This window comes from Pedobacter sp. HMWF019 (genome assembly GCF_003061025.1).
In the GTDB taxonomy this organism is placed as follows: Bacteria; Bacteroidota; Bacteroidia; order Sphingobacteriales; family Sphingobacteriaceae; genus Pedobacter.
In genome coordinates, this window is the sequence record NZ_QAIL01000040.1 from 18342 (window position 1) to 41693 (window position 23352).

A 23352-nucleotide genomic window follows, 5' to 3' on the forward strand; every position below is an offset into this window, starting at 1 on the left:
ATTAACATATGAAAAGGTTAAGTCTTGTTCTCTGTTCTGCATTATTTGCTTTAACTGTGCATGCGCAGGATGTCAAATTTTCTGCACCTGATGCCAGTCCGGCTGATATTGTGTATTATCCGTTGAATGCGGCAAAGGTAAAGGCGGGCGATAATTCTACTCCAGTGATTAAAGTGGTTTATTCAAGACCAGCAAAAAAGGGCCGGGAGATCTTCGGAGCACTGGAGCCTTTTGGAAAAGTATATCGTCTGGGAGCAAATGAAAGTACGGAGATCCGTTTCTTTAAACCGGTGATGATTGGCAAAAAAGAAATCAAGGCTGGAGCCTATAGTTTATTTGCTATTCCAAATAAAGATAACTGGACCATTATTTTGAACAAGCAGACCGATAGATGGGGTGCTTATACCTACGATGCTTCCAAAGATGAAGTAAGGGTTGATGTACCGGTAAAACCGCTGGAAAATGTAGTAGAAAACTTCTCTATTACTTTTGTTCCCCAGGCAGATGGCGCAAACCTGGTGATTGGATGGGATAAAACCTCTGTTCAGCTGCCAATTCAATTCAAATAACAACGATAAATTATTCAATAAGAAGGCCAGGATACATTCCCGGCCTTTTTAGATTTATGCTTTTTTACGTCGCAGGAAACTGTCCAGGTAAATCAGAGCGAGGACGATATCTACAAAGAAAAAGATCCGGATGGACGTTGGGGTAATGAATTCCTGGGTATTGACTGGGAGTTTTAGGGAAGGTACTTCAAAAGTTTCGTCACTTAAAGTACTATTGGCAATGGTATAAATCATAATGGCCACTATAGACAGCAGAAAAAAGGCAGCAATGGAATAGATAATCGTCTTGCTTACTTTTGTTTTTAAGGCGATTGGGGCGATTTCGAGCTTAACCTGGTCCATTACATTCCTGGTGAAGGACATAGAGGGTTCTTCCAGTTCTGCTCCTTTCATCAGTTGGTGAACTTCCTGTAATTCGGTGAAAACCTCTTGATAAGCCGGGTCTGAGCTGATCTTTGCAGATATTTCCGCCTTCTGATCAGCAGTTAATCCGCCGTCCAGGTAATCCCAAATTTCTTCATCTATAGTTTTCATATCAGCTCCTTTACTTCATCTTTTAACAAATATTGCAATTTTTCTTTTAAGCGGGTCCTGGCCCGGTGCAGTTTTACTTTAATGGTCTTGCTTTCCATGTGCATGGTTTGTGCAATCTCTTCCAGGCTTTGTTCTCCCATGTAAAACAGGGTAATGATCATAGCATCATCGGGCAAGAGCAGGTCAATGGCCTGACTCAGGTAGGCATATCCTGACTTCTTTTCAATGCTATTGGCATTATAGTCAGAAATATGATTTTCAATCTGAACCGTATTTTCATCGTCATTCAGAGAGAGGGTGGAGAGTTTTTTCTTTCTGAGAAAGGTCATGGCCGTGGTATAAGTAATGGTATATAGCCAGGTGCTGAATTTAGAGGTGTACTGGAAGGTGCCCAAGGCTTTATAGGCTTTTACGAAACAATCCTGAGCAATTTCCTCTGCATCCTCTCTATTCTTTGCAAAACGCATGGCCATAGTAAATACAAACCGCTGGTGACGTTTAACCAGATCGGCGTAAACTGTGGTATTTCCTTCCAGTACTGCTGTAATTAATGCGTAATCCGTTTGCTGCTCCTGCATATATCTGTTAAGACGCCTGTTTTCGGTAGCAGGTTACAGCAATGTAAGAAAATATTTAGTGTGCTGCGCCAGCAAAGAATTTTAGCCCGAGTATCGAGGCAATCAGGGTTGCAATAAAAAAGATCCGCCAGAAGTTGGCGGGTTCATTGAAGTATAGAATACCGACAATAACAGTACCCACGGCCCCAATTCCTGTCCATACAGCATAAGCTGTACCCATTGGGAGGGTTTGTGTTGCTTTGTTTAAAAAAAAGAAACTCAGACTGATGCTAATGGCGAAGGCAATGGTCCATTTTAAATTGCTGAAGTTGTTCGATAGTTTTAAACATGTGGTAAAACCAACTTCGAAAAGCCCGGCTATAATGAGAATGATCCAGTTCATAATTGTAAATTTTCGACAAAAATACAACAAGACAGAGCGGGAGTTTTTTACATATGTTAAAAAAACAGAAGGCCTGTATACGATAGGAGTATAACAGGCCTTCTGTAAGTCCGTATAAAATGTTAGCCTTTGGATTTGGCGCCCTATTTTTCAGGATGATTATCCAGCCATTTCCGCTCAATCATATAGGATATAATAAGCCCTATACCTCCAAAAATGGCCAGGCAACCAAAATATACTGCGGTGGCTTGTTCGTCTTCCATGCGGGCTTGCATAGAGATAAAAAGAGCAAGGAGCAAACCTATACCAAGCCCAACCAGGAGCAAGCCAAATTTAAGACTTAGGAAAGGCATGGGAGCTGATGGTCTTGATTTTGCGATACCGGGATCTATGCCGCGTTCTATCATGGCCATTTTTTCTCTGTTGGATAAGTACCGGATGCCGAATGCCAGGGCAAAGGCTCCAAGGAAAACTAAGATTGGGAGTAAGTCGTGCATCTTTTTATGTTTTAATCGTTTGCGATCTGTTAATTATATGTTCTGTATGTTAGGACAACATGTTTTTTAATTAGGTTACACCCTTTGTTAAAAAATCTGCGATGCTTATTTTATCTTTATCAAAAAACACATTTTGGAGCAGATTCTGAATCATATTAAAGAGATATACCCACTGAAAGAGGCTGACCTAAACCTCCTGACAAGGGAATTAAATAGGATAGAGCTACCCAAAAACCATCTGATCATCCGTTCCGACAGCATTGAACGGTCTCTTTATTTTATTGAAAGAGGAGTTGCAAGAGCTTATTGTGATGGTAAAGACAATCAAATCACTTTCTGGTTTGGAATGGAGGGAGATGCTATTTTTTCTTATCACAGTTATATTCATGGGACTAAGGGCTATGAGAATATTGTGCTCCTGGAGAGTAGTGTACTGTACGAGATAAAAACAGAGACCCTGCAAGGTCTTTTCAGTAAACACATAGAGCTGGCCAATTGGGGAAGGAAATTTGCTGAACGGGAGCTGATCAAAACGGAAGAACGCTTTATCGGCCGGCTTTTCACACCTGCCGCGGAGCGTTATGCTGAACTGATCAAAAATACGCCTTCTGTTGTTCAGCGGGTTCAATTGGGCTATATCGCTTCTTATCTTGGCGTTACGCAGGTGACCTTAAGCCGGATCCGCGCAGAGCTGAGATCGGGAGGTTTATAAAGGCTTAGGCAGTATGGCTACAGTTAGCCTGCTTACGCAACTCATTTTGTTTTTATCTGTATAAATCTTAATCTCCCAGACATGTGTTTTGGCTCCAATATGTAATGGTGTACAAATGCCTGTGACCAGCCCATTTTTCACCGGTCTTAAATGATTTGCGTTGACCTCCAGGCCAACAGCAATATATTTCTCCGGGTCTACACACATATAGGAGGCAATGCTTCCAAGGGTTTCTGCCAGGACTACAGAAGCACCGCCGTGCAGGATTCCTGCGGGCTGGTGTGTTCTTTCGTCAACAGGCATGGTTGCCTTTATAAAATTGCCGCCAACTTCGGTAAACTTAATGTCCAGCAGGGCTCCAATATGATTTTTGGGCCGGTCATTTAATGCTTCTGGTGTAAATTCTGAAAACCACATTACAGGTATCGTTCTTTAATGATTTGAGTATGATGAATAAGATGTCCTGCAATGGTGAACAGCAGTGCATTTACAGTCAGCTGTCTTCCTGCAGCGATTCCTCTGCGTTCCAGCTCCTGCTCATTGAGAGAATTATAAAGGTAAAGATTTGCCCGCCTTGACAGGGAAAATTCCTCGGACAGGCTTAACAGGCTTCTGTCTGCAAAATGTGCTTGCTTTACATAGTCATTTTCTTCAAAACCGGGTAGAGGGCTTTGTTCTCCACGGGCTATACAAAGCAACCGATAGGTTAGAATTCTTTCTGTGTCTATGATGTGCCCTGCCATTTCTTTAATGGTCCATTTTCCGGTCGCATAGGCATAATCTGCTTTCTCAATGAGATTGTTCAGGAAATCCGGAAAGTCTATGGTTTGTTGTTTAATAACCTCCAGTACGTTGTTCCCTTCTACGAGGCTGATATATCCGCTAACCATTTCATGATAGTCGTTCGGTTGTGGTCGGTTCATAAGTAATGCTGCTTTTAAGTATAATTCTAAAGGTGGTTCCTTTTCCAAGTTCTGAATCTTTGACAAAGATTTGTCCGCTATGGTAGTTTTCTACGATGCGTCGGGTAAGAGAGAGCCCAAGCCCCCAACCTCTTTTCCTGGTGGTGAAGCCGGGCTGGAATACGGCATCAAATTTTGACCTTGGAATACCTTTACCGGTATCGGTCACGTCTATAAAAACTTCTTCTTTTGCCAGATTTTCGATGATGTTCACAGTGATGCTTCCCTCATTGGCGATGGCATTAGCTGCATTTTTTAACAGATTTTCAATCACCCAGTCAAACAGGGGGACGTTTAACATCGCCCGGACCTGTTCATCTCCGGTAATGTTAAAGATGATCTTGTCTGAAGTCCTCAATTTAAAGTAATCAACGAAATTATGGATCACAACGAAAACCACATGGTCTTCCAGAATGGGTTTGGAGCCGATCTTTGAAAAGCGGTCTGTAATCACTTCCAGACGTTTAATGTCATTTTCCATTTCAGCGATAAGAGGATCGTCTTCTGCATCAAAGCGGGATTTGATCAGTTCTACCCAGGCCATAAGTGAAGAAATCGGCGTGCCCAGCTGGTGGGCAGTTTCTTTAGCCATACCGACCCATACCTGATCCTGTTCGGCTTTTCTGGCAGAACTGAAGGCAACATAGGCGGTGAGAAGAAAAAGGGCAATGACCCCGAGTTGTATATATGGAAAATAACGAAGTTGCGTGAGGATAAAAGAATCTTTATAGTAGACGAGCATCTTTCTGCCCATGTAATTAATAGGCAAAGGAGCATGCTGCTTTTTCATTCTGCTCAGTTCGCGTTGGAAATAGCCCGGATCATAATTCGCCTTGGAGGTGGCATCTACATAATTGGTCTTGGTACTGTCCAGGCGCAGGTAGGTTTCTATTTTTGTTCCGGTAGTATCAGTCAGGATGACAGGTACAGTGCTACTGGAAGTGATCATGTTGAGTACTTCTGCATAGAGTGCATCTTCAAAGATCTGGGAGGATTTTTCGGTTCCTTTGACCCAAAGCTCAAATTGTATTCTTTCTTCCCGTTCCATTTTTTTAACGAAAAAATCGCTGTAAAAAACGGATGCTGCACCGATTACTGCCGCAAAAGCAAGTAAGAATAATTTCCAGCGACGTTTTTTTTCGTAAGGGTTCATAAAATGTGGAGGCAAATTACAAAATAGCATTCAATAACGCATCAATAGAACGGTAACAGTGTAAAAAATATATATTTGCAGGTAAGATTATGGAAAAGAAAGTTAGAGTAAGATTTGCTCCAAGTCCGACAGGAGGACTGCATTTAGGTGGTGTAAGGACCGCATTGTTTAACTATTTATTTGCCAAACAGCATGGCGGAACCTTTGTTTTGCGTGTAGAAGATACAGACCAGACCCGTTTTGTGGCGGGGGCTGAAGAATATATTGTTTCCTGCCTGGAATGGTGTGGCATGTCTCCTGATGAGAGTCCTCAAAAAGGAGGTGCATTTGGGCCATACCGTCAGAGTGAACGGAAAGCGAGTTATAAACAATACGCAGACCAGCTCATTGCGGATGGCTATGCTTATTATGCTTTTGATACCCCTGAAGAACTGGATGCAAAACGTAAAGAATTTCCTAACTTTTTATACGGACAGTCTACCCGTATGCAGATGCGAAATTCATTGACATTACCCGCAGATGAGGTTGAGGTATTACTGGAAAAGCAGACGCCTTTCGTTGTCAGAATTAAAATACCGGAAAACGAACAGGTTTCTTTTATTGATCTGATCCGTGGCCACGTGAGCTTTGATACCAATCTGGTGGATGATAAAGTGCTTTTAAAAGCCGATGGAATGCCAACTTATCACCTGGCTGTTGTTGCAGACGACAAGGCCATGGAGATTAGCCATATTTTTAGAGGAGAGGAATGGTTGCCATCCGCACCAATTCATATTCTGCTTTGGAGATATCTGGGCTGGGAAGACGAAATGCCGCAGTGGGTGCATCTTCCGCTCATCTTAAAGCCAGATGGAAATGGAAAACTGAGTAAACGTGATGGGGATAGACTGGGATTCCCTGTGTATGCTCAAAACTGGACAGACCCTAAAACCGGAGATCTGACTGCAGGATTTAAAGAACTCGGTTTTATGCCTGAGGCATTTGTAAATCTGCTGGCGATGCTGGGATGGAATGATGGAACGGACCAGGAGATTTTTACCATAGAAGAGCTGATCGAAAAGTTTTCTGTGGAAAGGATCAGTAAAGCTGGGGCAAAGTTTGATTTCGAAAAAGCAAAATGGTACAACCATGAATGGATTAAACATGCCGAGGCGAAAAAAATTGCTCCTGTTATAAAAGATGAGTTATTGAAAAGCGGGCTGGAGTCCGTTGAAGCTGGCTATCTGGATAAGGTGATTAATCTGGTGAAAGACCGTTGTCATCTTTTAACAGATTTTATCACACAAAGCCGTTACTTTTTTGTTTCTCCTGAAGCCTATGATCTGGCTGCGGTAAAACCGAAGTGGACAGCAGAGAAGGCTGCCTTTTTTGATGCTTTTATTGCTGTTTTGAAGGACGGGTTAAGTGCTGTGGAGTTGGAAGAAGAGTTTAAAGCCTTAACGTTGACACACAACCTTAAGCCAGGTGAACTGATGCTTCCATTCCGGATTATGCTGGTTGGGGGAAAATTTGGCCCTGGTGTATTTGATATAGCGGTGTTGCTTGGGGCTTCAGAAACTGCAGACAGAATCAGAAAGGCTTTATTGGCGTTTAACTAAATAAAATTAATATGCAATGGTTCGGTAAGGGTAGTGGTAATATCGAAGATAGGAGGGGCGGAAAAGGAGGTCCTGTTCTGGGTGGAGGAATTGGTCTTCTGGTCATCATTGTTGGACTCTTTTTTGGAAAAGATCTTACGGGTCTGGTGAGCCAGATTCCTGCTGGAACTACCCAGCAGGAGGCTAAAAAAGGGGATCCTACAGACGCAGAAGGTAAATTTGTAGACGGTGTGCTGGAATCTACCAATCTGGTGTGGGAGCAGCAGTTTGCTGCAATGAACAAAACCTATGAAAAGCCGGGGATGGTTTTGTTTGATAATATAGTGCAATCTGCCTGTGGTAATGCCAGTTCAGCGGTAGGGCCTTTTTATTGTCCCGGAGATCATAAGGTCTATATCGACCTGAGCTTTTATCAGGAACTGAAAGATCGCTTTGGTGCTGCAGGTGATTTTGCCCAGGCCTATGTGATTGCTCACGAGGTTGGGCATCATGTACAGAACCTTTTAGGAATCTCTGCGAAAATGGAACGCTACAGAAGTCAGCTCAGCGAAAAAGAGTACAACAGGATGTCTGTTAAACTGGAGCTGCAGGCCGATTTTCTCGCCGGTCTCTGGGCCAGGCACGCACAGGATCTAAAGGATTTTCGTCTCGATCCCGGCGATATCGAGGAAGCGATGAATGCAGCCAATGCAATTGGGGATGATAAACTTCAGCAGCAAGGGCAGGGACAGGTGGTTCCCGATGCGTTTACGCACGGAACATCTGCTCAAAGGGTGTATTGGTTTAAAAAAGGATTTGATACTGGTGACATTAACCAGGGGGATACTTTTAATGCAAGGCAACTTTAAGGTGTTAACCAACAGATGAGCGGCTGTACCCAAATTCAATAATCAATAATATAGACGGAAAGCATACATTATTCTTTAAAGTTGTATATCTTAGAAATATTTTAAACGGCTGATTCCAGAAAAACGAAGCTGGTAAGTCCAATTTACCTTAAATAATGATCCTAATTGTAGACGATACACCAGAAAATCTTATTTCTTTAAAAAAAGTTCTCGAAGCACATAATTTTGAGGTAGATACAGCATCGTCCGGGGAAGAGGCCTTGAAAAAAGTTCTCCGGAATGAATATGTTTTGATCATTCTGGATGTTCAGATGCCGGGGATGGATGGTTTCGAAGTTGCAGAAGCGATTTCGGGCTATAGTAAGGCCAGGGAAACTGCGATTATTTTTCTGTCTGCAGCCAATACAGAACTTCGTTTTATTACTAAAGGCTATTCTTCAGGCGGACTCGACTATATCACAAAACCTGTGGATATGGATGTGTTGTTGCTCAAGGTTAAAACATTTTATCGGATTTACGAACAAAGCCGGAAATTGATCGAGATCCAGAAAGCATTGCTGGATGAAATTGAATTTAGAAAGAAGGCCGAAAATAAGAAAGATGAATTTATCAGTATTGCCAGTCACGAGCTTAAAACCCCGCTAACGAGTGTTAAGGGATATATGCAACTGCTGGACAGAAGTATTGACAAGGGTGATGTGACGACGGTTAAGAGGCATTTGCAAAAAGCGCAAACTCAACTGGAAAAATTAAATGAACTGATTGCTGATTTGCTGGACATCTCTAAAATAGAGAGTGGGAAGCTCAAATTCAACAAGAAGAATTTTATGATGCATGAGTTACTGGATGGAGTGATCGAGATTATTCAACAATCTAATCCTGAGTTTAAAATCCTAAAGAATGGATCTGCATCTGCGCCAGTATACGGTGATGAAATGAGGATAGAGCAGGTGATCATCAACTTTATGACCAACGCGATAAAATATTCTCCTGGCACCAGTGAAATCCTGGTTAATTTACGAAATGAAAATGGGCGGCTGTATCTAGGTGTGAGAGATTTTGGTATTGGTATTGATGAAAAACAGCAGCAAAGTGTTTTTGATAAATTTTTTCGGGTAGAAGAAACTGCAATCCAATTTCAGGGATTGGGAATCGGTCTTTACATTTCTGCAGAGATCATTAGGAGGCATGGTGGTGAGGTGGGGGTAAAAAGTACTCCGGGGGAAGGCTCTGAATTCTATTTTTATATTCCATTAACATCCGAGACAGAATAATTTTATGAAGAAAACGATAAAAAATAACCTCAGAATTGGTCTAGGGCTATCTTTACTAGTACTTTTCGTCAGTTCCTCTGCATCTTATTTCAGCATCAGGAACCTGATCAAAAATTCTGAACTTGTTGCGCATAGCAATGATGTCATTTCTAATCTCGATAACATCATATCGACACTTAAGGATGCTGAGACAGGGCAAAGAGGATATTTATTGACAGGAGAGAAAGTTTTTCTTGAACCTTATACAGGAGCGAAAACTGCAGCCCTGGATTTGGTTAATGAGGTCATGAGCCAGACAAGGGACAATGATTTTCAGCAAAAGAACATTAAACGGTTGCAGGATAATATTGAGCACAGGATGGACATCCTGGATAAGACCATTTCGATTAAAAGCCAGGGCGGAAGCGTCAGCATGATAGAGCTTTTAAATGGGAAGCTTTACATGGACAATGCAAGGGCCCTGATTAAAACCATGCAGGTTGAAGAGAAAAGGCTCCTGGAGGAACGCACAGCTGATTTGAATAAAATGGCTCGTTATACGCCGGTGTTAATTGTTATCGCAGCCTGTCTTGCCTTACTGATTACCTTTTTCTTTTATAGAAGGGTTTCTTCGGATTTTAATACGAGAACGAGACTTCAGCAAGCTTTACAAGATAAAAAGGATGAAATGGATACCCGTATTCGGGTAATACAGGAATTGTCGAGTCAGATCTCCAAAGGAAATTACCACATCAGACTTGAGCAGGAAGGGGAAGATGGTTTAGGAAGCCTTGCTGCACATTTGAATGCTATGGCAGAATCTCTGGAATATTCTTTCGGTTTGCTGGCCGATAAAGAATGGCTTCAGGCGAGCATAGCAGGATTGAACGATAAAATGGTGGGAGAAAAAGGAGTGGCTGAACTGGCCCATGAGATTCTGGACTTTACTGTAGAAAGGACAGGAAGTCAAATAGGCGCCTTTTATCTGCTGGAGAATAAGAGCCTTGCCCTTAGTGCAGGTTATGCCCTTACTCGTCAGGAGGAAACTAAACTTATTCCTTTAGGGGAAGGGACTGCGGGGCAGGCGGCACTTTCGGGGAAACAGATTTTGCTGAATGATATTCCGGAGGGGGAACTGACCATTAGTTATGCCTCAGGAAGTACGCGGCCGAGAAACATTGTGGCTGTTCCCGTCATCAGGGATGCCTCTGTTGTTGGCGTTCTGGAATTAGGCTCGCTGGCGACGTATAGCCCTCTTCAACTGGATTATTTGAACAGTATAGGATCAAATATAGGGATCTCAATTCATGTTGCCCAGAACAGGAAACGGTTACAGGAGTTCCTGGAAGAAACCCAGGCCCAGGCCGAAGAGCTTCAGGCCCAGCATAGTGAACTGGAGGGCTTGAATGCAGAATTGGAAGCGCAGACGCAGAAGATCCAGACCTCTGAGGAGGAACTGAGGGTACAGCAGGAAGAGCTGCTCCAGAGTAATCAGGAGCTCGAGGAAAGGACCAGTCTGTTAGAAGAGCGGAATCAGCTGATACAGGAAAGAAACCTGGAAATTCAGCAAAAAGCCCAGCAGCTGGAACTCAGTACTAAGTATAAATCGGAGTTTTTGGCCAATATGTCCCATGAATTGAGAACGCCGCTGAATTCTATTCTGTTGCTGTCTAAATTGATGTCTGAGAATAAAGAGCTGGATAAGGAGTATATTGAATATGCTGAAGTGATTCAAAGTTCCGGACAAGGATTACTTGGGCTGATCGATGAAATCCTGGATCTTTCTAAAATAGAGGCTGGTAAAATGAAACTGGAATTTGCAACGGTAAGCGTAACTGAGGTTGCTACAGATATGCGTTCTTTATTTAATCCGATTGCGAAAAATAAGGGATTGGATCTGGTTGTCGAAGTGGAAGAGAATATTGATGCCATTTATACAGATAAAATGAGACTGGAGCAGATTTTAAAGAATCTGTTGTCGAATGCGATTAAATTCACAGGTCAGGGAAAAGTAAGTTTGACCATTACTTCAGATAAAGAAAATCAAGCCCTGCTGTTCAAGGTGTCTGATACAGGAATAGGGGTGCCCGTAGAAAAACAACAATTAATCTTTGAAGCTTTCCAACAGGCAGATGGTTCTACGAGGAGAAAATTTGGAGGCACGGGATTGGGATTATCTATTAGCCGGGAACTTGCGAAGTTGCTTGGAGGTGAGATTGAATTGACCAGTAAAGAAAATGTGGGCAGTGAATTTACACTATCCTTGTTTTTGAATGGAGCAGAAAAAGGTGAAAGTCTTGCGAAAAAAGAACCTGTTTTCGCTGTGCCAAGCTATGTGGATACGATCCCTGAGGCGCTTCCGGAGAGATTTACTGTTACACAGATCCCCCAGGAAGTAGAAGATGACAGAGATCATATCCTGCCGGAGGATAAGGTGATCTTGATTGTAGAGGATGATACCGCCTTTGCGAAAACGCTGTTGTCATTTACCAGGAAAAGGAATTATAAGGGGATTGTTGCCGTTAGGGGTGATGTTGGTATAGAAATGGCCAATCATTATCATCCACTGGCTATTCTTCTGGATATCCAGCTTCCCGTTAAGGATGGCTGGCAGGTGATGGAAGAACTGAAGGCAAATCCAAAAACCCGGCATATACCAGTACATATTATGTCGTCTCTGGAAGTTAAAAAGGAAAGCCTTTTGAAAGGAGCCGTTGATTTTATCAATAAACCAGTGGCCCTGGAGCACATGAAGCAAATCTTTCAGAAGTTGGAGCATGCACTAAGCAGACACCCTAAAAAAGTGCTGATTGTAGAAGAGAATAAACAACATGCCGAAGCTTTGAGTTATTTTCTCAGCAATTATAGCATTCAAACGGAAGTTGCAACGAATGTAACACAGAGTATCGATGCACTTAAAAAGCAAGAGGTGGATTGTGTGATCCTGGATATGGGTATCCCAGATAAAAATGCCTATGAAACGCTGGAAACGATTAAGAAAAGTGAGGGATTGGAGAATCTGCCGATTATCATTTTCACAGGAAAGAATTTGTCAAAGGGAGAAGAAAACCGGATCAAGCAGTACGCGGACTCTATTGTGGTGAAAACAGCTCATTCTTATCAACGGATATTGGATGAGGCAGGCCTTTTCCTGCATTTAGTGGAAGCCAAAGAAGAAGATAAGAAAAAGCCTGTATCGGAAAAGCTTGGGGGGCTTTATGAGGTACTGAGCAATAAAACAGTGTTGATTGCGGATGATGACGTGAGGAATATCTTTTCACTCACGAAAGCCCTGGAGCAACATAAGATGAAAGTGCTTGCTGCAACTGACGGTAAGGAAGCGTTGCAGATCTTAAAGGAAAATCCATTTGTGGATATTGTACTGATGGATATGATGATGCCGGAAATGGATGGTTATGAAAGTACCAAACAAATCCGGAAAATTCCTGCGTATAAGAATCTTCCTGTACTTGCTGTTACTGCGAAGGCAATGATGGGAGACAGGGAAAAATGTATTGCCGCGGGGGCATCTGATTATATTTCAAAGCCTGTGGATATAGACCAGCTGGTTTCTTTGCTAAGGGTTTGGTTGTATAATAAAGTTTAAAAGACATAACCGTAGAGTTTATGGGGAACACAAAAAAAGTATTAATAGTAGATGATGATAACCGCAATATATTTGCTCTTAAAGCGGTTTTGAAGGCAAAGGGCTATACTTGCTTGTCTGCTACAGGTGCGGAAGAAGGACTTCAGCTTCTAGCTGAAGATGAAGAAATTGGGGTGGTATTGATGGATATGATGATGCCAGGAATGGATGGTTATCAGGCTATGGCAAAAATGCAGCAGATACCGGATCTTAAGGATATTCCTGTAATCGCTGTCACCGCACAGGCTATGGTGGGCGATCGGGAGAGGTGTCTGGAGGCCGGAGCCAAAGGTTACGTCTCTAAACCAATTAACGTAGACAGTTTGACACTGTTACTCTCACAACACCTAAAATAAACAATTTGGAACTGCCTTTAATTAGCGATGAACAAGTTGAGATCTTGTTGTCAGACCTTTTGGAACATTATGGATATGACTTCACAGGCTATTCTAAAGCTTCCTTAAAAAGAAGGGTGATCCGGCTGTATTCCCTGGATAAAATCCCGGGTTTTGCAGAGTTCAGATATAAAATTATTAACGACAACGTATATTTTAAGCGATTTGTAGAACAGATTACGGTAAATGTTACGGAAATGTTCCGGGATCCTGTTTTCTTTAAAACGCTGCGTGATGTTGTGTTGCCCAGATTGGGGACTTATCCCTTTATCAGGATCTGGTTGGCCGGCTGTTCTACCGGAGAAGAGGCCTACTCTATTGCTATTCTGTTAAAGGAGTTAAATTTGCTGCATAAGTCGTTGATTTATGCTACAGATCTTAACCCTTCTGTCCTGGAAAAAGCGGGGCAGGGAATGTTTCAGCTAAGTTATATGAAGCAATATTCAGAGAACTATATACTTTCCGGAGGTAAAAATGATTTTTCAAGCTACTATACTGCAAAGTATTCACTTGCGAAATTTAATGACGAACTGCGGGGCAAAATGATTTTTTCGACACATAATCTGGTTTCAGATCATTCTTTTAATGAATTTCAGTTAATTTTATGTAGAAATGTGTTGATCTATTTTGACCGTGATTTACAACATAAGGTCCTGGAGCTTTTTGATGACAGTCTGGAAGATCTCGGCTATCTTGCCCTGGGAACGAAGGAAACGATAGACTTTTCCAGGATTTCCAGGAAATACAAAAGACTGCAGAGCGAGAAAATCTGGCGAAAAACGAATTAAAATGGAAAACTGTGAAGCTTTAATTATTGGAGGATCTGCCGGAAGCCTGGATGTTCTACTTCGTGTATTGCCAGCGATCAGGCCAGATATAAAATTTCCGGTTATTATCGTGATACACAGAAAGCATGGGGCAGATTCTTTACTACCTGAGTTGCTTTCCGGACGAACGAGAATGGAAGTTAAGGAGGCTGAAGAGAAAGAAGAGATCGTTCCCGGAACAGTATATGTTGCTCCTTCAGATTATCATTTACTGGTGGAACTGAACAGGACATTTTCTTTGGATTACTCCGAAAAGGTAAACTATTCCAGGCCGGCGATCGATGTTACGTTTCAAACCGCCGCCGAAGTATACAAAAGGAAATTGGTATGTCTGCTGCTTTCGGGCTCAAATTCGGATGGCGTTAATGGTTTGAAAACAGTTAAAGAATGGGGTGGAACGGCTATTATCCAGAATCCGGAGACAGCTCAGGTCGCTTTTATGCCGCAGCAGGCAAAACAGCATGTGAAAATAGATCGAATTTTAAACATTGAAGATATGGCAGAATTCATAAATTTGTTGTCCTAAATAATCCCTATAAATGGCTACACCTAAAAAAGTCTTCATTTTTGATGACAATGCGGAAATACTGGAATTATGTACAATTATCCTGGAGGATGCAGGTTACGAAATTAAGACCTCCTCAACTTCCAACGACATTATTGACCAGGTAACGGCATATATACCAGACCTGATCTTTATGGATAACTGGTTGCCGGATGTAGGAGGCATAGATGCGACCAGAGAACTTAAAAGGCACGAGAACCTAAAGCATATTCCTGTCATCTATTTCTCTGCAAATAACGATGTAAAGTCACTTGCAGAGCAAGCGGGAGCGGATGGATACCTCTCCAAGCCCTTTGATATTGAGGAATTGGAGAAGATCGTAAGCAAACATTTATAAGTTTAGTTTTTCATTCGCCCTGTTTCTTCTTCTACACCTGTAGCACGTTTTCGGGCAGGTTTGATTTCATTTTTTCCAAAGCGATAGGTGAGGGTTATCCTGCCAACCTGGCTTTCATTCTTTTGATTCAGGTTGTATTTAAGTCCGGGATAGGCACTGCTGAGCTTAGTGATCTGCGTATTAAAAACATCGCTAAGCGCAAGTTTGACATTCATTTTTTTATCCATAAAAGATTTGCTGAGGCCCATGTCGATACCGTAACGGGCTTTTAGATTTAAGGTTCCGTAAACCAATGGAGACTCATAAGACCCAATTAGTTCTGCGCTTAGATCTTTTCTAATGATAAAGGAGTGTTGAGACTTGAACTGAAAGGAGGTTTTTCCTGTATTGAGGTCCTGTCCACTCAGGTCGGCCTGCTGGAAATTCAAATGAAATACATTTAGGTTATTGTTGGTTTGCCACCATTTTGTGATGGCGACAGGGACATTTAAATTGGCACTGTAAGAGGTATTCTTGTCTACGTTTACACTGGTTTGATACAAGGCCTTTTTCACATTATCTGGCAACAAAACTTCAATAATCGCATCGTGTACGTAGCTGTAGTTTAGGGTAAGGGTGTACTTTTGAAGGAAAGTATAGTTGAATTCGAAATTATCGGTGTACTGGGGTTTCAGGAATTCATTGCCCTGATTATAAGTATACTGATCCAGGTAGAAAATAAAGGGGTTCAGAGCATCATAGCTGGGGCGGTCTATGCGACGGCCGTAGGAAAATCCAATGCTGTGCTGCTCGGATAGTTTCTGATTGACAAACATCGTGGGAAAGAGGTTCAGGTAATTCCTTTTATTGATTTTGTCTTTGTTCACAGAATTGCCCAGAGAGCTGGTTTGTTCTGCTCTTAAACCAATCTGAATGTTTGTATTCTTATATTCTTTACTGAGGTTGAAATATCCGGCATAGATGTCTTCTTTATAGATAAAACGATTGCTCCCTGCCCCGTTGAATTCATCCTGAAAGATAAAGTTGTTGTCTGTTTTTACCCAGCTGCCTTTGACGCCTGTCTCCAGTTTCAAGGATGTACTTAATGGTAAGGTGTAATCGGCCTTTAGGGCTTTGATATCAATATGGGAAGGTGATTGATTGTTCATGTAACTGGTTGGCCGTAGAGGAGAACCATCTGGGTACAGGTGGTTATTGACATAACTGGCATCTTGATTTCCATAATATTTTGAATAATCCAGATCGGCGGTCAGTTCCTGACCTGTAGTATCCAATACTGCCTTATAGTTCAGATTATAGGAAAGATTCTGGTATTTATTTTTAAAATCATTATTCGAAAAAAGCGCCGAATCCACTTTCCCGGCAGCAGAACCTATAAAGGTTTGATTTTCAAAGTTCTGTTTCTCGTTGTTCAAATACCCGTTAAACATAAAGCCCAGCGTGTTGTTCTTATTTAGGAAGATATCAATTCCTGCTTTAAAATTATTGTTATAATTCCTGGTGATGGAATTTCCGGTCTGATTAAAATAAGTATTGGTTGTACCCAGGGTAGAGATGCGGTCTATGGAAGTTTCCTGAAAGCGCTTTACGACCCCGTAGTTGTAATTTCCATAGATGTTGAAGTGTTCTGCCCGGTGGTTAAGGTTAATGCCCGTATTTCCTCTGAAATAACGGCCTTGTGCAGCGCCCAGAATGATACTTCCATTGGTGCCTGCGTTCTGCTGCTTCTTGGTCTTGATGTTAATGATACCAGAGTTGCCTGCAGCTTCATATTTAGAGGATGGATTGGTGATCAGCTCAATAGACTCGATTTGGGAACTTTGCATGTTTCTCAGCATGCTGGTTACATCAGCGGAGCTCATATAGGTTTGTTTTCCATCTATTTGTATCATTACGCCTTGTTTTCCCTGCATAGAAATCTGATCATTCTGATCCACGGAAACGCCAGGTGCTTTTTGAAGGACTTCAAGGGCTGATGAACCAGTCATTACACTGCTGCCTTCTACATTCATAACCAGCTTGTCCAGTTTTCTTTCCAGCAGGGGCTTGGTTGCAACCACACTGACCTCGTTCAGGGCCTTGCTTGTAGAGATGATCTGAAGGTCATTTAAGCTGATGTTCTGATGTGTATTGTCGAGTACGAACGCTTTTGAAGTTAAGAGCGAATAACCCATCATGTTTGCCTTAAGGTAGTAGGCACCAGCTTTGATCTGGTTGAATTGAAATCTTCCCTGCGGATCTGTCAGGGCTGTTTTTATCAGGGTAGAATCGGGGAGGTGAAACAGGGCGACAGTCACATAATCCAGGTTCTTTTTATTTTCATCTGTGATGGTACCAGAAATATTTCCTGTAGCTAAAGGGGTCTGGGCCTGTGATATGGTCGTTGTAATAAACAGCATCAGGAAAAATGCGTAGAGTGTTTTCATGAATTTAGGTTTTATAATGCGCATACCAAGCCCTTGGCATAATGAATTATGTTTTCCATTTGTATCCGGGAAAAATTAAGAGTAGTATCTGCGGTTTTTTTATAGACGAGGAAAAAAAGAAAAGGTTACAGAGAGGTCGAAATTTTCTCACCAAAATCCATAAAAAAAGCCGGAAATATAACATCTCCGGCTTTTCAAAACTTAAAAACGAACGTTACTTAACGCCTAAAACATCTACACCCTGTTCAAAAACAATATCTACAGGAATGCCTTTTTTACTAAGTCTATCCAGGTCAGACTGTAATTCTGCAGGAATGACTGCTTTTTCTTTTTGTACTTTGGCAACAGCATTGTAATCCCCATTTCCCTGAAGGGTGATGATGACATTGCTCAGTTCGTTCATCGCAGTTGCAAATTTGTCAAAATCAACTTTATAGGCCCCAGTTTCTGTTCTTAAAAAAGCGCCTTTTTCTTTGAAGAAATTAAAACACTGCATATTGGCTTTTCCATGTGCGCTGGCGGCACCAAATCTTACAGAACGCAGGATACCTGCCATAAAGGTGGTATAGTAGTCTTTGATGTCTCCGGAGAGCTCTCCTTTTTTATGTAAACCAGTCACCATATAAAGGCCCAGGATATCTGCTTTTCCTTCTTCCAGCCAGGAATACTGTTCTTTTAACGCTTCTTTAACAAATCCTTTACCGGTAATGGTTTTCTTGATCCCTAGTCCGTGGGCAACTTCATGGAACATCACATTAGCGAAGAAAGCATCAAATTTGATGTATTGCTGCTGGTCTTTATCAATCAGTTCCTTTGCGATAGGGATAAGGATTTTATCAAATTTCGCCTTCATGGCATTTTTTAGCTGAGAACGGCGTGTACCTTTCTTTTGCTGGATAATCTCATCATTTGGAAGGTTTACCGCGATGGTTTTTGATCCGGCATTACAATCGCCCGCATAATAAACCACATCATAGGCATTCAGTTCGCTATCGGTACCCGGTGTTTCTGTTTTGTATTTTTCTGCAACCGGCAGTCCTTTTTGCAATTCTGGCAACATACTTACATATTTTGCAAGACGTTTACTCCAGACCCTATCTTTCACGAGTACATAAGATTCATAAGAAGTACGGGCATTAAACATTTTGTCTTCGTAATTCTCAATCGGCCCGATAATGATATCTAAACCATTGTTTTTCATGTCGAGCCAGGCATAGTCGCTGGCCGAATAATTATCCGTAACCAGGGCTTCTGATCTTAAATTAAGGTATTTCTTTAGCCCCGGGTCTTCTGCCAGTAAAGCTGCCTGTTTGAGCAAACTTGAGGCTTGCTGAAGTTCGGTGGCGAAAAGTACATGATAAGGAACGACACTTAATTTGCCTGTACCATCTTTTCTAATTACAGAATAAGGGTTGAACTTATCTTTGAGATTGGCTTTTTCAATCTCTTCTTTGGTCATACCTTCCGGGTAGAAAGTGGCACCATCTGGTTTAGGGCCAATTCCTGTAATAAAAGGTTTATCTCCGTTTAACCTGTCCCAGGGACCGTAATTGATTTTTATAAATGACCTTGAATTTTCATCTTTAACGGTATTGAGAAGGCTGTCTGCTTTTGGGTAGGTTTGTTTCCAGAACAGGTCGTCCATGATCTGGGCAGCCTGAATCAGTAAGGGAAGTATTTTTCTTTCATTAATACTCAGGTCATTCAGGTTGGTGGTTAGTTTCACGGTCTCATAGATACCGATACGGTGATTTACATAGTCTTGCAAGCTGTCTTGTGCGGAAGTTGATTTTCCCGTTTTTGCCGTTTTTTTGTCCGGATTGCCCGTACATGATGCCATGCCTGCGACTACAGCACAGCCGATGAGGAGATGAGTTGCCTTTTTTATGTTCTTCATCTTGGATGTTTTTGTTTTATTGTGTTTTTCAGGCATGTGTTACTTGCCTGGTCCACAATTGTTTTTCATGAATATTCTTTAATTACCCGGGAACGCGAAATTTAAATTTCTCCGCATTTAAGAGTGCAACTAAATTAGTAAAAAAATGCAGGGCACAAACAAAGTTTAAGGTATTCCAAACCATTTAGATAAATATTGGTTAATTTCACAGGGTGATTAAGAAATTGAAAATGTCAAACCAAAGCTTCCCGGCAAATATTTTGCTGATCTGCAGTATTGTTCTTTTTTTGAGTGCGTGTTCCTCAGGCAGGTATGCTGCAACGAATAAGGTTTACAAACAGCAGGCGAAATCTTTTGCCGAAACGATACAGGCTTTTCCTCCGGAAAATCAGCGGATAGATTCTTTAGGTGAAGGTTTACAGTCATTTATCGGGACCGTGAATTTCGGTATCAGAAAGCCTAATTTCGTGATTATTCATCATACGGCTCAAAATTCGCTGGAAGAAACAATAAAAACATTTACGCTGACCAAAACGCAGGTTAGTGCGCATTATGTGGTCAGCAGGGATGGTAAAGTGGTGCAAATGGTTAACGATTATTTAAGAGCGAACCACGCTGGTGTAGGGCGTTGGGGAAATGATACTGATCTGAATTCTTCCTCTATTGGAATTGAGCTGGATAATAATGGAAATGAACCATTTTCCGATGCGCAGATCAACAGTTTATGTTATTTGTTGGCCACGCTGAAGAAAAAGTATAGTATTCCAACTGCAAATTTTATTGGTCATGCGGATATTGCGCCGAAACGGAAACCAGATCCGAATAAATTTCCCTGGAAAAAACTGGCGGAAAAGGGTTTTGGCTATTGGTATGACCCTGTGCTGAAATTACCTCCTTCTGATTTTAACACAGATGTGGCGCTTCGTTTGATTGGATATGATGTCAGTAATATTGGAGCTGCTATAACTGCTTTTAAGCGACACTTTGTTCAAAATGATATTACTCCAAAGCTAACGCCTGCCGATAAACTGATTCTGTATAATTTATACACAAAGTATTTGTAGGAAGAAGAGCAATGTTTCCATAACAAAAAGGGGCTGATTCAAAGAATCAGCCCCTTTTTGTTATGGGTTTTATTTATTCCCTTTTGCCCAGGCATCTTTAAGACCAACTGTCCGGTTAAAGATCAGGTTGTCAGAGGTGGATTCTTTATCAAAACAATAGTACCCTTTGCGAATGAACTGATATTTTGAGTTTACATCTGCATTGGCAAGATAAGGTTCTATGTAGGCGTTTTTGATCACTTCTATACTGTTTGGATTTAGGTAATCTTTAAAATCACCTTCCTCGTTATCTGGAGACTCTACACTGAATAAGCGATCGTAAACGCGTATTTCGGCTGTTTTAGCGTGTGCTTTACTTACCCAATGGATTGTTCCTTTAACATGGATACCACTGGTGTCTTCGCCGCTTTTGGATTCTGGAATGTAGCTGCAATGGATCTCGGTTACATTTCCGTCTGCATCCTTTACAAAATCTTCACATTTTACAATATAGGCATGTTTAAGCCTTACCATCGCTCCCGGAGCAAGTCTGAACCATTTTTTTGCCGGTTCCTCCATAAAGTCTTCACGTTCTATCCAAAGTTCATTGCTGAAAGGGATTTCCCTGTATCCGCCTTTATCTTCTGCCTCTGGATTGTTTTCGCCAACGAGTATTTCTTCCTGGTCAGCCGGATAATTGGTTATAACCATTTTGATAGGGTCTGTAACGGCCATAACCCGGTTGGCTGTTTTATTCAGGTGTTCGCGGATGCAGAACTCTAAAAGGCTTAGCTCTATCAGATTTTCTCTTTTAGCGATTCCGATTCTTTCACAAAATTCACGAATGCTTTCTGGAGTGTATCCGCGGCGTCTCAGTCCGCTGATGGTTGGCATGCGGGGATCGTCCCAGCCACTAACCACTCCCTCGTTAACCAGTTGCAGGAGTTTACGCTTACTCATGACCGTGTAGGTCAGGTTTAGACGGGCGAATTCATACTGGTGTGAGGGAAAGATTTCCAGTTTTTCTATGAACCAGTCGTAGAGTTCGCGATGTGACACATATTCCAATGTGCAGATGGAATGGGTGATCTCCTCGATGCTGTCACTTTGGCCATGGGCAAAGTCGTACATTGGGTAAATGCACCATTTGTTGCCAGTTCTGTGATGTTCTGCGTGTTTGATGCGATATACAATCGGATCACGCATGAGCATGTTAGGGCTTGACATATCAATTTTTGCCCTTAAAGTGCAGGCCCCGTCTTCAAATTCCCCGTTTTTCATGCGGGTAAAAAGGTCTAGATTTTCTTCGATGCTGCGGTTTCTGTATTGACTGTCTACACCAGACTCTGTAGGTGTCCCTTTTTGTGCTGCAATTTCTTCAGCAGTATTGTGGTCAACATAAGCCAGATTGTTTTGAATCAGTTTGACTGCAAAATCATACAGTGTGTCAAAATAGTCGGAGGTATAGAGTTCATTTTTCCATTGAAATCCGAGCCATTTGATGTCTTCCTGCTGGCTGTCTACATATTCGGTTTTCTCTGTAACCGGATTTGTATCGTCAAACCTTAAATTGGTATAGCCGCCATACTTTTGGGTCAAGCCAAAATTCAGGCAAATTGCCTTGGCATGACCAATGTGCAGGTAGCCGTTCGGCTCCGGGGGAAAACGAGTTACCAAGGTCTTGTATTTTCCGCTGTTTAAATCGTTTTCAATGATCTCTTCAATAAAGTTCAATGATCTTTCCTCACTCATAAAAACTGTAAATTTAGACTCCAAAGTTAACATAAAACCGCTAAATTAATTACTTTTACCTTTCACAATTCGCATAATTTATGAGCAATACATTAAACAGGCCAGTACGTGTTTTAGTGGCTAAAGTTGGGTTGGACGGACATGACAGGGGAGCAAAAGTGATTGCAACCTCGTTGCGAGATGCAGGAATGGAAGTGATCTATACCGGTCTCCGGCAAACCCCTGAAATGGTTGTGAATACAGCTCTGCAGGAAGATGTGGATGCAATTGGCATTTCGATCTTGTCTGGTGCACATATGACGGTCTTCCCGAAGATTATTGCTGTGATGAAAGAAAAAGGATTGTCTGATGTATTGTTAACGGGTGGAGGGATTATTCCTGAAGGAGACATGCAGAAGCTTAAAGCACTAGGAGTGGGTGAATTGTTTGCGCCAGGCACAACCATGGTGACAATTGTTGATTATATTAAAAACTGGGTAGCTGAAAACAGAAATTTCTAAACTATGAATTATCAAAATATTATCTCAGAAATAAAAGAACAGGTTCTGCACCTGACGATTAATCGCGAATCAAAATTAAATGCTTTAAATAAAGATACGCTGGCCGAACTTGCAGATGCGATTTCTTTTGCAGAACATCATGAGGATATTAGAGCGGTATTACTCACCGGAGCTGGAGAAAAAGCTTTTGTAGCGGGGGCTGATATTTCTGAATTCGCTCATTATAATGCCCGGGAGGGAGCTGAGCTCGCTGCTCATGGCCAGGCTACTGTATTTAACGCCATTGAGAACTGCTCTAAAGTTGTTTTGGCAGCCATCAACGGTTTTGCTCTCGGTGGAGGTCTTGAGCTTGCAATGGCCTGTCATATCCGTATTGCTTCCGAAAGTGCGAAGTTAGGCCTGCCAGAGGTGACACTGGGATTGATCCCTGGTTATGGAGGAACCCAAAGGCTGTCCCGCCTGGTTGGGAAAGGCCGTGCGATCGAGATGATTGCTACAGCAGATATGATCACTGCCGCAAGGGCGGCAGAAATTGGCCTGGTTAATCACGTCGTTGCGGCATCAGATTTAAAAGCGAGGGCCTTGGAAATTTTAGATAAAGTTAAACTACGTGCCCCACTGGCTATAGCCAGTGCCATAAAGGCGATTAATGCGTCTGGAGATTCCAAATTAGATGGATTTGAAATTGAAATCGGTGAATTTGGCAAGTGCTTTGGCACTGCTGATTTTAAAGAGGGTGTTGGAGCCTTCCTCGAAAAGAGAAAGCCATCTTTCAGCGGGAAGTAGATTTCATGGCATTAGAATTGAGTAGGAAAAAGTGTAGAAAATATTACACGATAAATTTATTTTTCTATATTTAAATATTAATAATATAGATC

23 protein-coding genes are annotated in these 23352 nt (G+C 41.9%); 13 read left to right on the forward strand and 10 right to left on the reverse strand.

The window, feature by feature from the left end; translation table 11 throughout:
* Window positions 1–8: 8 nt before the first annotated feature.
* Entirely contained in the window at window positions 9–569 is a 561-nt protein-coding gene (locus DBR11_RS02760) for a DUF2911 domain-containing protein (protein ID WP_108550087.1), read from the forward strand.
* 54 nt (window positions 570–623) lie between these two features.
* Here the strand turns inward: DBR11_RS02760 and DBR11_RS02765 are convergent, their stop codons facing one another.
* The 4 genes from DBR11_RS02765 to DBR11_RS02780 form a co-directional block, all read right to left on the reverse strand.
* The gene (locus tag DBR11_RS02765) at window positions 624–1103 is read right to left on the reverse strand and encodes an anti-sigma factor (protein WP_108550088.1); all 480 of its coding nucleotides are present in this window, start codon (window positions 1101–1103) and stop codon (window positions 624–626) included.
* Complete coding sequence (locus tag DBR11_RS02770) at window positions 1100–1681, reverse strand: RNA polymerase sigma factor (protein ID WP_108550089.1); 582 nt, start codon at window positions 1679–1681, stop codon at window positions 1100–1102. The genes DBR11_RS02765 and DBR11_RS02770 overlap by 4 nt, the downstream gene beginning before the upstream one ends.
* Window positions 1682–1736: 55 nt before the next feature.
* A complete protein-coding gene (locus DBR11_RS02775; RefSeq protein ID WP_108550090.1) occupies window positions 1737–2063 on the reverse strand; it encodes a multidrug efflux SMR transporter in 327 nt (108 codons plus the stop codon).
* A gap of 143 nt (window positions 2064–2206) precedes the next feature.
* Window positions 2207–2560, reverse strand: coding sequence for a DUF6249 domain-containing protein (locus tag DBR11_RS02780; RefSeq protein WP_108550091.1), 354 nt, complete (start codon window positions 2558–2560; stop codon window positions 2207–2209).
* Between the two features lie 133 nt (window positions 2561–2693).
* On the opposite strand from DBR11_RS02780, the gene DBR11_RS02785 reads away from it, so the two are divergent.
* The gene (locus tag DBR11_RS02785) at window positions 2694–3272 is read left to right on the forward strand and encodes a Crp/Fnr family transcriptional regulator (RefSeq protein WP_108550092.1); all 579 of its coding nucleotides are present in this window, start codon (window positions 2694–2696) and stop codon (window positions 3270–3272) included.
* Here the strand turns inward: DBR11_RS02785 and DBR11_RS02790 are convergent.
* From DBR11_RS02790 to DBR11_RS02800, 3 genes are read right to left on the reverse strand one after another with little or no spacing between them, the layout of a single operon-like run.
* Complete coding sequence (locus DBR11_RS02790; protein WP_108550093.1) at window positions 3267–3689, reverse strand: hotdog fold thioesterase; 423 nt, start codon at window positions 3687–3689, stop codon at window positions 3267–3269. The two genes, DBR11_RS02785 and DBR11_RS02790, sit on opposite strands and share 6 nt — an antisense overlap.
* A complete protein-coding gene (locus DBR11_RS02795; protein WP_108550094.1) occupies window positions 3689–4195 on the reverse strand; it encodes a DinB family protein in 507 nt (168 codons plus the stop codon). Before DBR11_RS02795 ends, DBR11_RS02790 begins: the two co-directional genes overlap by 1 nt.
* On the reverse strand, window positions 4164–5387 hold the full coding sequence (locus DBR11_RS02800) for a HAMP domain-containing sensor histidine kinase (protein WP_108550095.1): 1224 nt from the start codon (window positions 5385–5387) through the stop codon (window positions 4164–4166). The genes DBR11_RS02795 and DBR11_RS02800 overlap by 32 nt, the downstream gene beginning before the upstream one ends.
* Before the next feature lie 89 nt (window positions 5388–5476).
* Here DBR11_RS02800 and gltX point away from each other — a divergent pair, with 89 nt between their 5' ends.
* The 8 genes from gltX to DBR11_RS02840 all read left to right on the forward strand — a co-directional run bounded on the left by gltX (window position 5477) and on the right by DBR11_RS02840 (window position 14856).
* The gene (gene gltX, locus DBR11_RS02805; protein ID WP_108550096.1) at window positions 5477–6985 is read left to right on the forward strand and encodes a glutamate--tRNA ligase; all 1509 of its coding nucleotides are present in this window, start codon (window positions 5477–5479) and stop codon (window positions 6983–6985) included.
* Window positions 6986–6996: 11 nt separating this feature from the next.
* Window positions 6997–7833, forward strand: coding sequence for a neutral zinc metallopeptidase (locus tag DBR11_RS02810; protein ID WP_108550097.1), 837 nt, complete (start codon window positions 6997–6999; stop codon window positions 7831–7833).
* A 155-nt stretch (window positions 7834–7988) separates the two neighbouring features.
* Window positions 7989–9107, forward strand: coding sequence for a hybrid sensor histidine kinase/response regulator (locus tag DBR11_RS02815; RefSeq protein ID WP_108550098.1), 1119 nt, complete (start codon window positions 7989–7991; stop codon window positions 9105–9107).
* A gap of 4 nt (window positions 9108–9111) precedes the next feature.
* Window positions 9112–12693 (forward strand): response regulator, encoded by a 3582-nt coding sequence (locus DBR11_RS02820; RefSeq protein WP_108550099.1) that lies wholly within the window; start codon window positions 9112–9114, stop codon window positions 12691–12693.
* Between the two features lie 20 nt (window positions 12694–12713).
* Window positions 12714–13088, forward strand: coding sequence for a response regulator (locus DBR11_RS02825; protein WP_108550100.1), 375 nt, complete (start codon window positions 12714–12716; stop codon window positions 13086–13088).
* A 5-nt stretch (window positions 13089–13093) separates the two neighbouring features.
* Window positions 13094–13915 carry a protein-glutamate O-methyltransferase CheR gene (locus tag DBR11_RS02830; protein ID WP_108550101.1) on the forward strand — a complete coding sequence of 274 codons (822 nt, stop codon included), beginning with the start codon at window positions 13094–13096 and terminating at the stop codon, window positions 13913–13915.
* A 1-nt stretch (window position 13916) separates the two neighbouring features.
* Window positions 13917–14480, forward strand: a complete 564-nt coding sequence (locus DBR11_RS02835; protein ID WP_108550102.1) for a chemotaxis protein CheB — start codon at window positions 13917–13919, stop codon at window positions 14478–14480.
* A 13-nt stretch (window positions 14481–14493) separates the two neighbouring features.
* Window positions 14494–14856, forward strand: coding sequence for a response regulator (locus tag DBR11_RS02840; RefSeq protein WP_108550103.1), 363 nt, complete (start codon window positions 14494–14496; stop codon window positions 14854–14856).
* Between the two features lie 2 nt (window positions 14857–14858).
* On the opposite strand, the gene DBR11_RS02845 is transcribed toward DBR11_RS02840, so the two are convergent.
* Both DBR11_RS02845 and DBR11_RS02850 read right to left on the reverse strand, forming a co-directional pair.
* Window positions 14859–17282, reverse strand: a complete 2424-nt coding sequence (locus tag DBR11_RS02845) for an outer membrane beta-barrel family protein (protein ID WP_158275189.1) — start codon at window positions 17280–17282, stop codon at window positions 14859–14861.
* Window positions 17283–17496: 214 nt separating this feature from the next.
* Window positions 17497–19179, reverse strand: a complete 1683-nt coding sequence (locus DBR11_RS02850) for a Zn-dependent hydrolase (protein ID WP_199233741.1) — start codon at window positions 19177–19179, stop codon at window positions 17497–17499.
* Between the two features lie 230 nt (window positions 19180–19409).
* On the opposite strand from DBR11_RS02850, the gene DBR11_RS02855 reads away from it, so the two are divergent.
* Window positions 19410–20243 (forward strand): N-acetylmuramoyl-L-alanine amidase, encoded by an 834-nt coding sequence (locus tag DBR11_RS02855; RefSeq protein WP_108550105.1) that lies wholly within the window; start codon window positions 19410–19412, stop codon window positions 20241–20243.
* A 69-nt stretch (window positions 20244–20312) separates the two neighbouring features.
* Here DBR11_RS02855 and DBR11_RS02860 read toward each other — a convergent pair whose 3' ends face one another.
* The gene (locus tag DBR11_RS02860) at window positions 20313–21974 is read right to left on the reverse strand and encodes a glutamine--tRNA ligase/YqeY domain fusion protein (RefSeq protein ID WP_108550106.1); all 1662 of its coding nucleotides are present in this window, start codon (window positions 21972–21974) and stop codon (window positions 20313–20315) included.
* A gap of 80 nt (window positions 21975–22054) precedes the next feature.
* Here DBR11_RS02860 and DBR11_RS02865 point away from each other — a divergent pair, with 80 nt between their 5' ends.
* Both DBR11_RS02865 and DBR11_RS02870 read left to right on the forward strand, forming a co-directional pair.
* A complete protein-coding gene (locus tag DBR11_RS02865) occupies window positions 22055–22474 on the forward strand; it encodes a cobalamin B12-binding domain-containing protein (protein ID WP_108550107.1) in 420 nt (139 codons plus the stop codon).
* 3 nt (window positions 22475–22477) lie between these two features.
* Window positions 22478–23260: an enoyl-CoA hydratase/isomerase family protein gene (locus tag DBR11_RS02870; protein WP_108550108.1), complete on the forward strand. Its 783-nt coding sequence runs from the start codon at window positions 22478–22480 to the stop codon at window positions 23258–23260.
* The last annotated feature ends 92 nt before the right edge of the window (window positions 23261–23352 follow it).